This window comes from Muriicola soli, assembly GCF_004139715.1.
Lineage (GTDB): Bacteria > Bacteroidota > Bacteroidia > Flavobacteriales > Flavobacteriaceae > Muriicola > Muriicola soli.
This window is the reverse complement of sequence record NZ_CP035544.1, coordinates 31,788-45,148: the sequence shown is the minus strand read 5'-3', so window position 1 is coordinate 45,148 and position 13,361 is coordinate 31,788. Positions and strand designations below refer to the sequence as shown.

10 protein-coding genes and 1 pseudogene are annotated in these 13,361 nt (G+C 44.0%); 6 read left to right on the top strand and 5 right to left on the bottom strand.

Translation table 11 applies throughout. The annotated features are described in order from the left end of the window. Positions 1-6 precede the first annotated feature (6 nt). A complete protein-coding gene (locus EQY75_RS14370; RefSeq protein ID WP_342774016.1) occupies positions 7-819 on the top strand; it encodes a hypothetical protein in 813 nt (270 codons plus the stop codon). 38 nt (positions 820-857) lie between these two features. Then, a complete protein-coding gene (locus EQY75_RS00160; RefSeq protein ID WP_342774015.1) occupies positions 858-3,269 on the top strand; it encodes a S41 family peptidase in 2,412 nt (803 codons plus the stop codon). A gap of 3 nt (positions 3,270-3,272) precedes the next feature. Here the strand turns inward: EQY75_RS00160 and EQY75_RS00155 are convergent, their stop codons facing one another. The 3 genes from EQY75_RS00155 to EQY75_RS00145 form a co-directional block, all read right to left on the bottom strand. Continuing rightward, the gene (locus EQY75_RS00155) at positions 3,273-3,683 is read right to left on the bottom strand and encodes a DUF2141 domain-containing protein (RefSeq protein WP_246019911.1); all 411 of its coding nucleotides are present in this window, start codon (positions 3,681-3,683) and stop codon (positions 3,273-3,275) included. Positions 3,684-3,796: 113 nt separating this feature from the next. Then, on the bottom strand, positions 3,797-4,219 hold the full coding sequence (locus EQY75_RS00150; protein WP_129601788.1) for a hypothetical protein: 423 nt from the start codon (positions 4,217-4,219) through the stop codon (positions 3,797-3,799). Continuing rightward, the gene (locus EQY75_RS00145) at positions 4,220-6,268 is read right to left on the bottom strand and encodes a S9 family peptidase (protein WP_129601786.1); all 2,049 of its coding nucleotides are present in this window, start codon (positions 6,266-6,268) and stop codon (positions 4,220-4,222) included. A gap of 208 nt (positions 6,269-6,476) precedes the next feature. Here EQY75_RS00145 and ppk2 (EQY75_RS00140) point away from each other — a divergent pair, with 208 nt between their 5' ends. Both ppk2 (EQY75_RS00140) and ppk2 (EQY75_RS00135) read left to right on the top strand, forming a co-directional pair. Then, positions 6,477-7,322 (top strand): polyphosphate kinase 2, encoded by an 846-nt coding sequence (ppk2, locus tag EQY75_RS00140; RefSeq protein WP_129606838.1) that lies wholly within the window; start codon positions 6,477-6,479, stop codon positions 7,320-7,322. 3 nt (positions 7,323-7,325) lie between these two features. Further along, positions 7,326-8,144 (top strand): polyphosphate kinase 2, encoded by an 819-nt coding sequence (gene ppk2 / locus EQY75_RS00135; RefSeq protein ID WP_129601784.1) that lies wholly within the window; start codon positions 7,326-7,328, stop codon positions 8,142-8,144. Between the two features lie 142 nt (positions 8,145-8,286). On the opposite strand, the gene EQY75_RS00130 is transcribed toward ppk2 (EQY75_RS00135), so the two are convergent. Continuing rightward, the gene (locus EQY75_RS00130) at positions 8,287-9,102 is read right to left on the bottom strand and encodes a ZIP family metal transporter (RefSeq protein WP_129601782.1); all 816 of its coding nucleotides are present in this window, start codon (positions 9,100-9,102) and stop codon (positions 8,287-8,289) included. Between the two features lie 6 nt (positions 9,103-9,108). After that, positions 9,109-9,756, bottom strand: a complete 648-nt coding sequence (locus EQY75_RS00125; protein WP_129606836.1) for a metal-dependent transcriptional regulator — start codon at positions 9,754-9,756, stop codon at positions 9,109-9,111. 91 nt (positions 9,757-9,847) lie between these two features. On the opposite strand from EQY75_RS00125, the pseudogene EQY75_RS00120 reads away from it, so the two are divergent. Beyond that, a pseudogene (locus tag EQY75_RS00120) lies at positions 9,848-12,126 on the top strand (TonB-dependent receptor). Between the two features lie 58 nt (positions 12,127-12,184). Continuing rightward, positions 12,185-13,360 (top strand): lycopene cyclase family protein, encoded by a 1,176-nt coding sequence (locus EQY75_RS00115; protein WP_129601780.1) that lies wholly within the window; start codon positions 12,185-12,187, stop codon positions 13,358-13,360. Position 13,361: the final 1 nt, after the last annotated feature.

Sequence of the window (13,361 nt, the reverse complement as noted above, 5' to 3'; positions counted from 1 at the left end):
TCTCAAATGAAAAAAATATACCTTCTATTTTTGTTTTTGTTTGTACTTGACGTCAGCGGGCAAGGTACTCAACTCCTGAGACAGCCTACAATTTCGGCATCAGACATCGTTTTTGTGTATGCCAATGACCTTTGGAAAGTATCTGTTAGCGGCGGACAGGCGCAACGTCTGACCAGCAATCCGGGATATGAATTTTCTCCGCATTTTTCCAGGGACGGAGAGTGGATCGCTTTCACCGCGGAGTATGATGGAAATAGTGACGTTTATATAATTCCGGTTAGCGGAGGAGAGCCCAAAAGACTTACCTGGCATCCAGGGGCCGATATAGTTCAGGGATGGACCCCAGAAGGTGAGATATTGTTCAGGTCGGGAAGAGAATCAAAACCAACACAAACGAATAAACTTTACACGGTATCTGCGACTGGTGGACTTCCAACAGCTATCAACATACCCCGTGCCGCCTACGGAGAAATATCTCCGGACGGCAAATTTGTTGCTTACACTCCTATTACTTTCTGGGACCCCGAATGGAGGAATTACAGGGGAGGCCAGGCGATGCCCGTATGGATCGTAGAACTGGCAACAGGGAATCTCCAGAGGACTCCTCAACCGACCAAGGAAAGACACCTCGATCCTGTTTGGTATGATAACAAAGTATTTTATCTCTCTGAGCGTGATCTGGCCAGCAACATATGGTCTTACGATCCGTCGACAGGTGAAGAAGAACAACACACCTTTCACAAAAAATTTGACGTAAAAAGCCTGGATGCAGGACCTGGACAAATTGTCTATGAACAGGGGGTTATCTTCATTTACTGAATCCTTCAGATAATTCTACAAAGCAATTGCAAATTGAGGTGAAGGGCGACATGAATTTTGCCCGTCCCAGATGGGAAGAAGTCAATGGCAATGACCTGGCAAACGCCAATCTTTCACCCACGGGGAAAAGAGCAATCTTTGAGTACAGGGGTGAAATTATCAGTGTCCCAAAAGAAAACGGCACTTATCGCAATCTCACGAATACTCCCGGAGTGGCAGACCGTTATCCCGTTTGGTCTCCTAAAGGTGATCGGATTGCGTGGTTCACCGATGCGAGCGGGGAATATCAATTGGTAGTGGCAAATCAGGACGGTAGTAAGCTCAAGAGTTATCCCCTGCCCAACCCAACCTTCTATTTTCAACCTACCTGGTCTCCCAACGGAAATTATATCGCTTATTCGGATACAGATTACAATGTCTGGATCATAGCTCTTAATTCGGGGAGCGTTAAAAAGGTAGCGACAGATCGATATGCACACCCCAACCGGACCATGAATCCGGTTTGGTCTCCGGATAGCCGATGGATTGCCTATTCCAAACAATTAAACAGTCATTTTAAGGCAATTTTCGCCTATGATGTTCAGGTAGAAAAAGAATTACAAATAACCGACGGTATGGCGGATGCTATCAGCCCTGTCTGGGACGAATCAGGTGCCTATCTCTATTTTCTGGCAAGCACGAATTACGGCTTGCAAACAGGCTGGTTAGATATGAGTTCATATGATCCGCAGGTCACACGGAGTTTGTATGCCCTGGTCCTTGCTGCCGATGGGAAAGCGCCAAACCTTCCTGCTTCCGATGAAGAAGAGATTAGTACTGCACCTACAGAAAAAAATGACAGCAAAAAGAAAAAGGGAGAAACCGAAGAGGTTGAAAAAAAAGTCACCGTAAAAATTGATGCAAATGGAATTTACTCCCGTATCATTCCCTTAGATCTGGCGGAACGAAATTATGTGGCCCTGGCCAAAAGTACCAAGCATCAGGTGTTTGTAGCCGAAAATGTCCCCAATGAGCCCAATTTTAAAATCCATACCTATGATGTGGAAAAAATGAAAGCAGAGGAATTTGGAAATAACATCTCCGATTTTGTTCCTTCCTCAGACAGAAAAAGTGTTTTAGTCAAGCAAAATGGCTCCTGGTTTATTTCAGAAACCAGCGGAAGTTTTAAAGCCAGCGATGGCAAACTGAATACCAATATGAAGATCAGGGTTGATCCCAGGGCAGAATATCATCAAATCTTCAAGGAAGGTTGGCGGTTTATGAGGGATTTCCTCTATGTAAACAACGTGCACGGTGCGCCCTGGGACCTTATTTATGAGTGGTATTCCCCATGGATTAATCACGTGCGCCACAGAACAGATCTCAATTACGTAGTAGACATCATGAGCGGGGAAGTCGCCATTGGGCATTCTTATGTATCGGGTGGTGATCTCCCAGATATCGACAATGTGCCCATAGGTCTGTTAGGTTGCGATCTGGAAGCAGTAAACGGACACTATCGCATTTCAAAGATCTACAATGGAGAGGTGTATAATCCGGGACTTAGTGCCCCGTTGCACCTTCCTGGAATTGACGTTAAGGCAGGTGACTATATTCTAGCCATCAATGGCCATCCGCTTAGCTCAGATATAAATCCCTACAGTTTATTAGAGCAAAAAGCCGGCCGGGAAACCATTTTAAGTGTTTCCTCGGGAACGGACTTAAGCAATGCGAGAGAAATACTTATTAAACCGGTAAGAAGTGAATTTCTGCTCAGGACGATGGACTGGATCGAAGGCAATCGCAAAAAAGTAGATTCATTGTCAGATGGTAAACTGGCCTACGTTTATGTCCCAAATACAGGTGGTCGTGGATTCGAATATTTCAACCGCTACTATTTCGCTCAGCAAGATAAAAAAGGTGTGATCATTGATGAACGCAATAACGGAGGAGGCTCTGCAGCAGACTATATGATCGATATTATGGACCGTACCCTGGTAGGTTATTTTAACAGCAAAACAAATGATAACCGGCCCTGGACAACACCTATTGCAGGTATATGGGGACCTAAGGTCATGATCATCAACGAAAGAGCTGGCTCAGGCGGAGACTTGTTACCCTATATGTTTAAGGCAAAAAATATTGGTCCTCTTGTGGGTACCCGAACATGGGGAGGCCTGGTGGGAACCTGGGACACACCGAGATTTATTGATGGCGGACGTATGGTTGCCCCCCGCGGTGGATTCTTTGATGTAAATGGGGAATGGGCAGTAGAAGGCGAAGGTATTGCCCCGGATATAGAAGTTATACAGGACCCGAAAAAAGTACTGGAAGGACATGATCCTCAGCTGGAAAAAAGTGTTGAAGAGGCTTTGAGATTATTAAAAACTCAGGAATTTATAATGAAGTCAGAACCCGCGCCGCCAACCAGATGGATGCGTCCACCCGGGTACGAGAAAAGCGATAATTAAAAATTACAGTATGACCTTTATGGCCTTGTCTGAATTGAGGTTAAAGGAACATTCTTTAAAACTCGGAGGCCCGAAGGTTTTCATCCGGGAGTTCGAAAAGCCTACGGGCTCTTTGGGGATTCCCAGCCAATTGGTATCTAGGATATTATTTCCATTTTCATCGTGGAAAACAGCAAGGGCGTATTCCCCGCTGGGTAGATTGCTGATCTTTAGCCAAGTTTGACCTGTAGTAGCTACCGCACTATCAGAAATATAGACTTCTTCAAATTTTAGAAAACCTTCGGCGTGGTTGTAGATAGCAATATTTATTTTGCCTTTGGAGGACTGTACCCCCTCTACTTCGATGGTAAGTTCGTTTTGAGCCATGACCAAACAGGGCAGCAAGAGGAGTATATATTTCAAATATTTTATCATAAAACCTTTTTCTCTATCCTTAACTGCTTATGGCTATCAAAAGTATTTTAAAATCACTAATTTTTTCTTTTTAAAATGATAAAGCTTTTTTAAAATTTAAGCCAGCACTTTTTTTATTGGGCTGAAAACTCCCGGAGAAGATTTTCGTAAAAGCTTACAGTTTCAAGAGAATCTTTAAAATTAAAGAAGATCAAGGATGAATCTTTTTGTTGCAGCCTGATCTTGGGATTCTCCAAATTGTCAACATACACTCTGATCCCCTCCATTCCCTGAAGAGTATCTCTGAATACTCCTTTTTCTATCGTCCAGGCAGAAAAGCCGCTATTTCTTTCCATCTCCGGAATTCTGGGAACTAAACTTAGATTTCTAATGTCATCGTAGCGAATCTCCGAATAGTAAAAACCTGTTATCAGTGTAAATCCCCCTTCCTCCTGTCTCGTCCATGTTTTAGAATGCAAAATAAAGGCTGCCAGGCATACCACAATTGTAAATAAAATGATGGTATTCCAAAACCAATGTCTTTTGCGAGGAGCCATTTAATCTTTTTTATTTGAAGTACGGTATTTATTGAGCCACGCCAGGGTGTGAGCTACCTTGGTGATCAGATTACTGGGTTTGTTGGCTATTCCGTGACTAGCACCTGGAATTTCTACAAGAACGGTCTCAATTTTTCTCAATTTAAGGGCGTGGTACAATTGCTTGGCCTCACTGGGGGGAGTCCGCAGATCATCCATCCCTACCAATACCATGGTTGGGGTTTCTACCTTGCCGACCAAGGAAAGGGGAGAGAATTTCCAGTAGCCCTCAAAATTTTCCCAGGGTTGCCCGGGATAACGAGAATTCGCATAACCGAAATAATTATCTGCAACGAGCGTCTTACTGATCCAGTTCATTACCGGCTTTGCTACCACTGCCGCCTCAAATCTGTTGTTTTTCCCAATGATCCACGCGGTCATTATTCCCCCGGCACTTCCTCCGGTAACAAAGAGCTGATCTTCATGGGCAATTCCCTTTTCGATACAAAAATTAACCCCGTCCATTACATCGTCATAGTCCTGCCCCGGGTAGTTATTGTAGAGCAGGTTTCCAAACTCCTCCCCGTAACTGGTACTCCCTCTGGCATTTGGATAAAAGACAATGTATCCATCTGAAGCGTAAAGCTGTATCTCGGCAGTAAACCTATCGCCGTAATTGGATATGGGCCCGCCGTGATTTTCAACAAGAAAGGGGTATTTTTTTCCCGGATCATAACCCGGAGGATAAACTACCCACCCTTGCAGATCCCTTTGGTCAAAAGACGATGTATACCAAACCTCTTCTACCCTGCCCAGTTCCCGATAATTGAGCAGTGGTCCATTGAGGTCCGTAATTTTAGTTGACGTTCCCCGTTTGGGATCGTATACGGCCAATTCAGCAGGGTATTCGGGTCTTGTCTGGGTAAATGCAATTGTCCCGTTGTCAGAGACACTGAAAGACCCACCGCCGTACGGTCTTCCGATAGAGGTTCCCCCGACGTTCCCAACCAGGTTCTTTACGCTACCGTTTTTAGACATATGGGCGATTTTTGTGTTGCCCTTATCGTCGTACATTATATAGAGCCCATTCCCTTTGGAATCCCATATGTAATCGTCCACATCCCGATCAAAATTTTGGGATATACTTCTCTTGTTATCCCCGTTGAAATCCATCATCTGTAACCGACTCAGCTGATAGGCCTGAACTTTGTCCTCGTAGCCGGAATAAGCGATGGTTTGCCCGTCCGGTGAAAGTGCAGGGTTGCGGTCGGGGCCTTTTCTAGTCGTGAGTTCCCTGATGGTTCCGTTCTCTACATTTACGGAATAGATCTCACTATTTCTGAAATCGTATTCCCAATCATCACTTCTGTTCGCGGAGAAAAAGAGTTCTTTTCCATCTGTAGACCAGTTAAGTGCTCCCCGGTGTTGATAATTTCCTTCCGTCAATTGCCTTGGAGATCCCCCATCAGCCGGTAGGACAAACAAATGATTAAAGCCGGGTTCAATATATCCCCTTCCGTCTGCTTCGTGATATACCCGGTCTGTAATTCTCGGTGAATCTGCCCATTTGGCGCCTTTTGGTTTCTGGGGCATCTTGGCAAGCACGGGTGGTTTTTCAGGGACATTCATGGAAAAGGCCAACAGATCACCATTGGGTGACCAGGTTAGGGAGGAAGGACTGGATGGCAGTTGTGAAATTCGGGCAAATTTACCCGATTCTAACCAGTAGATATAAATTTCTGATCCCTCATCGGTAGCACTGACAAAAGCAATCCGGTCACCATTGGGAGACCAAACAGGGCTGTATTCCGATACTTCCCGTGAAGTGAGTTTCTGATGTTTACTGCCATCAGTTCTGATCATCCAGAGGTTTCCCTCTGCCCGATCGGTCATGATATTAAAGCCCATTCTGCGATAAACAATCCAGTTTCCGCCAGGCGAAATCTGTGGATCAGAGACATATTGCAGATCGAAAACATCGAGGTATTCAAAGGGTATTTTCTGGGCATATCCTACTTTTATTAATAGGCTTATCAATAAGAAACACAGGATATTTACACTTTTTCTCATAGGGATAGAATTGACTGTTAAACTTAGTCAATAGGTGTCATTAAAGCAAGAAGGAGCACAATTGCGCAAATGGTCTTATTAAGGGCGGTATAATTCAACATCTCTGCACTGAAAAAAAATCAAAAATAGTATCTTTAGACTCGAGGCCAGGATCTTTAACGGGGTTTGGTCTTTCTAAACCAGCTTAAACCTAATTCCTGCCTTATTGATGTACACCATAGAAGACCTGTCTCAGGCCAAGAAAAGAAAAGACCTTATAGAAATTGCCCTGAATAAAGGGATGCCTGTAAATAAAGCCCTCCAGAATCTGAGATATGAGGAGGAGTTGCGATTGCTTCAAATCGAGATGGTGAATTTTCAGCGATGGGTCAAGAAAAATGGAATAAGAGTAGCGGTTATTTTTGAAGGTCGCGATGCTGCAGGAAAAGGAGGAGCCATCAAGAGATTTAAACAACACCTGAATCCCAGATCTACCCGGGTGGTCGCCCTGTCAAAACCCACTGATGTTGAAAAGGGGCAATGGTATTTCAGAAGATATATCAAGGAACTTCCTAACCCGGGAGAAATCGTCCTTTTTGACCGAAGCTGGTACAACCGTGCGGTGGTAGAACCCGTTATGGGATTCTGCAATCAACAGGAGTATAATCAGTTTATGGTACAAGTACCCGGATTTGAACATATGCTCTATGAAGATGGCGTAAAAATCATCAAATTCTGGTTTTCGATTTCTAAAAAAGAACAGAAGAAGCGTATGGATTCACGTCTTCTCAATCCGCTTAAAAAATGGAAATTCAGTCCTGTTGATCAAAAAGGACAGGAACTTTGGGACAAGTACACTTACTACAAGGAACATATGTTCGCCAAAACACATTCCACTTTCAGTCCGTGGATCATCGTTAAAGCAAACAGTAAAAAAACAGCTCGACTGGAGAGCATGAGATATGTCCTGTCCCAGTTCGATTACTCAGGTTCTCACAAATCCAAAACCACGATCCTTCCCGATCCCAACATTGTCCAGAGATACTTTAGGCAGATCGAACAAATTGATATATAAGTGATGAGAAAAGGAACTGCCGGTAAACTACATTTAAGTGAGGAAGATCTTCAATTACTTAATACACCCCTGGGTTTAAAATCTTTATTGGCCGACAAAAAACCAAATGTTGACAAAGCTTTGAGACTGGTGAAGAGTGAACTTAGATTTCACGAACTCCAGGCAGAGGTGATCAAATTGCAAAATTGGGTCATAGAAAAAAACAAAAAGGTAGTCGTTATTTTTGAAGGTCGGGATGCCGCCGGAAAAGGTGGTGCAATACGCAGGATTACAGAGCACATTAATCCCCGTCATTTCAGAATTGTGGCACTTCCGAAGCCTACCGTAGAAGAACAGGGACAATGGTATTTTCAGCGCTACGTCAATCAATTACCCAAGCCCGGAGAAATGGTTTTTTTCGATCGAAGCTGGTATAACAGGGCCGTTGTAGAACCCGTAAATGGATTTTGTACGAAATCGCAGTACCAAAGTTTTATGGAGCAGGTAAATAGCTTTGAAAACATGATCATGGATTCCGGAATCTACCTCATCAAGTTCTACTTTTCAATTACTAAAGAAGAACAAGCCAGGCGGTTTAAAGACATTCAATCAAGTCCGTTAAAACGCTGGAAGCTAACGCCCGTTGATCGCAAGGCGCAGGAATTGTGGGATACCTACACCGAATTTAAACTAAAGATGTTTGAACATACCGATCTTAAAACGTCGCCCTGGATAGTTGTTGAGGCCAATTCCAAAACAGAGGCCAGAATACAGGTCCTCGAATATATTATAGATACTATTCCCTACATACAAGCTGAAAAAAAAGGTGAAGAAGAAGATTAGGTAGAAAAGTACTAATCCCACTTTGCCCTCAGTCTGATTTCAGAAGATGAGGATAATTATGTACTGGAACAGCTTAGGGTGGAGAGTAAGCTAAGCTATGAAGGTTTTTCTGCTGTGGAATTCCCAGAATTTTAATTTGCTGCTAACCGAGTCCGACATCTAAGGCCATCATTATAATAAATCCACCGATAAAACCCATGGTAGCAATATCAGTGTATTTATCTAGTTGGGTCTCAGGAATCACCTCTTCAACTACAACAAAGATCATTGCCCCGGCAGCAAAAGAAAGCGCATAAGGTAAAATGGGTTGGAATGTAAGAACAGCCCATGCGCCGAGTACTGCGGCTAAGGGCTCTACGGCTGCAGAAGCCTGCCCGTAAGTAAAACTTTTTAACCTGCTCAGGCCCTGTCTGCGCAAAGGCATGGCTACAGCAAATCCTTCAGGGAAATTTTGCAAGCCAATCCCCAGGGCGAGGGCAACTGCCCCACCAATATTGGCTCCTTCAAAGCCCGCGGCAACCCCGCCAAATAAAACGCCTACGGCCAGACCTTCGGGGATATTGTGCAAGGTTATGGCGAGGGTGAGGAGCGTGGTCCTGTGCCAGGGAGTCTTGATCCCTTCCGATTCCTTGAAATTAATATGGATATGGGGTAGTATTTTATCAAGGCCATAAATAAAGGCAGCCCCTAACAAAAATCCGACTGCAGCGGGAACGACTTTTTGAAATCCTTCACCCGGACTCATCTCTATTCCGGGAGCGAGCAAACTCCAGAAACTTGCTGCCACCATTACACCACCGGTGAAACCCAGCATGCCATCTAGTACTGCCCTGTTCATCGTTTTAAAGAGAAAGACAAGAGCTGCCCCAAGAGCAGTTAGGCCCCAGGTGAACAAGGTGGCATAAAATGCGGCCAAAATGGGATTAATTGATTCGAAATAAGAAATTATCTGTTCCATATCTACTTATGTAACGATTAAATTAGAAGCAATCACATGGGAAAGATGAAGTTTACGTTCGCCTATTTGGACGTGAACCGAGTTGTCAAAATCCTCCTTATCCAGGATCTTGATTTCATCTCCCAGAGCAATTTGATTTCTATCCAGATACCTCAGAAATGAGGAGGAGGAATCCTTTACCCCAATGCAGACGCAGCTACTGTGAGTCTCTAAACTGCTCAGTAGTTTCGATTGCCGCTGAGCCAGATCCCCGTTTTTATCCGGGATGGGATCTCCATGAGGGTCAACCTTAGGAAAAGACAGAAACCGATCCAGTTCATCTATCAGCTTCTCACTTTGGATATGTTCGAGTTGCTCTGCAATCTCATGCACTTCATCCCAGTTAAAACTTAGTTTTTCAACTAGAAAAGTTTCCCAAAGACGATGTTTTCTGATTACAGACAGGGCCTTTTGCCTTCCTTCTTCAGTGAGTGATACCCCTTGATATCTCTTGTAATTCAACAGCTCCCTTTCCGCCAGTTTTTTTACCATATCGGTTACGGACGACGGCTTGGTCCGCATTTCATCTGCAATAGCGTTAGTGGAGATCATTCCGGTGGAGGTTTTCCCCAGATGATAAATGGCCTTCAGGTAATTTTCTTCAGATTGGGTCATTTCTTTTGTGCTGAAACAAAAATACATTTTTATTTGTAAAAACATATTTTTAGATTTGTCTAAAATTTAATTTACTTTAATGCAATGTCAAATGGTAAAGAATTTCCTCTTTCTGGCGATCGCCTTTCTCTGCGTTTGGTTTTCCGGCCACGCACAGACAGGGAGTATTTCCGGTAAGGTCACCTCAGACGGTGAAGCTGTGCCCTTTGTCAACATTAGGATCAGAAGTTCAAACATGGGTACTTCCAGCCTGGAAGATGGCTCCTATATATTGGACAAGCTGAGCGGAGGAACTTATGTGATTCTTGCTTCCGCCGTTGGATATGTTACCTATAAAACTGAAGTAAGTTTATCCGAAAATGAGGACATCACCCTCAATATTGCGCTTTTTCCTTCAGTAGAAAATCTGGATGATATTGTTGTCAGTGGCACTTTGAAACCCGTTCGGCGCCTTGCCAGTCCGGTCCCCGTGGAGGTATATTCCCCTGCATTCCTTCAAAAAATCCAACTCCCAATGTTTTTGAAGCCCTGGCAAATGTCAACGGAGTAAGACCCCAGGTGAACTGCAATGTCTGCAATACAGGGGATATCCATATCAACGGCCTGGAAGGTCCTTACACCCTTGTTCTTATCGATGGTATGCCTATCGTGAGCGGATTGGGTACAGTTTATGGCCTTTCGGGTATTCCAAATTCTCTGATCTCCCAGGTTGAGATCGTTAAGGGTCCGGCCTCTTCCCTCTACGGGAGTGAGGCTGTTGGCGGACTTATAAATATCATCACAAAACACCCTCCTGAAGCCCCGGAACTGGAAGCTGATGGGTATCTAACCGGCTGGGGAGAATACAATCTCGATGTGGGGTCTAAAATTGCATTTGGGGATAAAACCACCCTTTTACTGGGGTTAAACTACTTTAATTACGACACTCCTATTGACAATAACAACGACAATTTTACGGATGTCACCCTGCAAAATCGAGTCTCTGTTTTTCAGAAATGGAATTTTCAGCGATCTGGTCAGCGCCTTTTGTCCCTTGCAGGAAGATACCTGTATGAAGATCGTTGGGGAGGAGAAATGCAATGGACCCCGGAATTCAGGGGAGGTGACCAGATCTATGGCGAGAGCATATATACTAGTCGGTGGGAATTACTGGGTAAGTACCAGCTCCCTATGGACGAACCCATGATGCTGACATTTTCGTATACGAATCACAATCAGAATTCGGTATACGGCACAACAACTTACCTGGCTGATCAACGCATTGGATTTGGACAACTTACCTGGGGACCTACACTAAAATCTCATGATCTTCTCCTCGGCCTCGCTTTGCGATATAATTACTACGACGACAATACGCCTGCCACAGCAAATGCAGGCCTCAACGCTCCTGATGAAGTATGGATCCCCAGCATTTTTGCCCAGGATGAAATCAGTCTGGGGGAAAATCACTCATTACTCCTGGGCTCGAGGCTCGACCTGGATAAACGTCATGGGGCCATCTTTACTCCAAGGCTTGCTTACAGATGGAAGATGAGTGAAACTGATATGTTCAGACTGAATACCGGTACCGGGTTCAGGGTGGTCAATTTATTCACCGAAGATCACGCAGCCTTAACCGGGGCAAGGGAAGTGGTAATCAGGGAGGCACTGGATCCCGAGCGATCATTTAATGCGAATCTCAACTACTCGAAAAAAATATACAGCTTTAACGGTGTCTATTTAAATCTGGATACCTCTCTCTTTTATACCTACTTTACCAACAGGATCATCCCAGACTACGAGACGAATACAGACCAGATTATCTATGATAATCTCGATGGAAATTCCATCTCAAAGGGAATAAGCGCAAATATTGACCTGGCCCTTCCATCGGGCTTAAAACTCCTGTTGGGTGGAACCCTGATGGAAGTGACCAGCACAGAAGACGGGGTAAAATCGAGACAAATCCTTACGGAACAATTTACCGGTACCTGGAGTGTCTCCTATACTATCAGGCCATGGAATTTATCCCTGGATTATACGGGAAACTTATACGGCCCTATGCGTCTTCCCTTGTTAGGCGATCTGGATCCGCGCAGCGAATTTTCACCCACCTGGAGCATCCAGAATATACAGTTCACCTTTACAGGGATGAAGGGTTTTGAGATCTACGGCGGAATAAAGAATTTATTAGACTGGACCCCAAACCAGGGAGTCCCTTTTATAATCGCCCGGGCAAATGATCCTTTTGACAAGAATGTAACCTATGATGCCAACGGACAAGTAGCAGCAACTCCCGACAATCCGTATGCGCTGACTTTCGATCCCACATACGTCTATGGCCCTAACCAGGGAATCCGTGCCTTCGCCGGCCTGAGATACCGTTTATAAGCCGAAATTCCATAAGGATAATAGCATTATTTGTACCTTAGGGCCACTTCAGTAATCTATGACAGAATACGACTTCATCATCATTGGAGCCGGGGCAGCCGGCCTCATGCTAGCAGATGGATTGGGAAAAGACCCCGCCTTTAGAAATAAATCAATTCTGCTTTTAGACAAAGACGATAAAAGCCGTAATGATCGTACCTGGTGTATTTGGGAAAAAGGTATTGGTCCTTTCGATCAGTTGATACACAAAGAATGGAAGCAAATTTATTTTGGCGGGAAAAAGTTTAAGAAGTCGCTGAACATTGCCCCGTATTCCTATAAAATGATTAGGGGAGTCGATTTTTATTCCCACTTTAAAGACCGACTGGGATCCTATTCGAATATCTCTTTTGTTCAGGCTACGGTATCGGATATAAATGAACATTCAGATGGAAAAGTTGTTATCAAGACCAGCGTAGGGGATTACAGTACAGTCCAGGTTTTTAACAGTTGGTTTTCTTATGGCAATATCAGGTCTAATGCAAAGTATCCTGTACTTCAACAACATTTTATAGGCTGGTTTGTAAAATCCGAGGAACCCGTTTTTACTCCTGGCCAGGCTACTTTTATGGACTTTTCAATTGAACAAAAAGGGAATACACGCTTTATGTATGTCCTGCCTTTTAGCGAGAAGGAAGCCCTGGTAGAATACACCCTGTTCTCATCTCAATTGTTGGAAGACAAAGAGTATGAAGAGGCTATTCAAGACTATATGCTGAGTGAGTTCAATTGTTCTGATTACAGGATATTGGAAAAAGAAAAAGGCAGTATCCCAATGACTTGCTATGACTTTTCACAACACAACTCTAAAAGTGTTTTTCATATAGGTACAGCAGGTGGCTGGAGCAAACCCAGTACGGGTTACACCTTTAACAATACCTCAAAAAAGACTGAGGAACTGATAGCATATCTAAAAACCGGGAATTCTTTAGAGAAGTTTCACAAGAAAGATCGCTTTTGGTACTATGACCTGCTTCTTCTGAATATACTTTACAGGGATAACGAACTGGGGCATCGCATATTTGAGTCCCTGTTTAAACATAGGAAACCCCAGCTCATCTTTAAGTTCCTTGATGAGGAAACAAAGTGGTACGAAGACATTTATATTATGATGGCGCCCAACCCCATACCATTTATTAAGTCGCTTGTGCGGCATTTGTACTGGGCCATCACCGCAAAAAAGAAATGGTGGTAAT

What these genes read in the sequence shown, in the direction of transcription:
- EQY75_RS00125 (WP_129606836.1), bottom strand. Translation starts at nt 9,756, where the DNA reads ATGACCCAATCTGAAGAAAATTACCTGAAGGCCATTTATCATCTGGGG.
- ppk2 (WP_129606838.1), top strand. Translation starts at nt 6,477, where the DNA reads ATGTACACCATAGAAGACCTGTCTCAGGCCAAGAAAAGAAAAGACCTT.
- EQY75_RS00145 (WP_129601786.1), bottom strand. Translation starts at nt 6,268, where the DNA reads ATGAGAAAAAGTGTAAATATCCTGTGTTTCTTATTGATAAGCCTATTA.
- EQY75_RS14370 (WP_342774016.1), top strand. Translation starts at nt 7, where the DNA reads ATGAAAAAAATATACCTTCTATTTTTGTTTTTGTTTGTACTTGACGTC.
- EQY75_RS00115 (WP_129601780.1), top strand. Translation starts at nt 12,185, where the DNA reads ATGACAGAATACGACTTCATCATCATTGGAGCCGGGGCAGCCGGCCTC.
- ppk2 (WP_129601784.1), top strand. Translation starts at nt 7,326, where the DNA reads ATGAGAAAAGGAACTGCCGGTAAACTACATTTAAGTGAGGAAGATCTT.
- EQY75_RS00130 (WP_129601782.1), bottom strand. Translation starts at nt 9,102, where the DNA reads ATGGAACAGATAATTTCTTATTTCGAATCAATTAATCCCATTTTGGCC.
- EQY75_RS00155 (WP_246019911.1), bottom strand. Translation starts at nt 3,683, where the DNA reads ATGATAAAATATTTGAAATATATACTCCTCTTGCTGCCCTGTTTGGTC.
- EQY75_RS00150 (WP_129601788.1), bottom strand. Translation starts at nt 4,219, where the DNA reads ATGGCTCCTCGCAAAAGACATTGGTTTTGGAATACCATCATTTTATTT.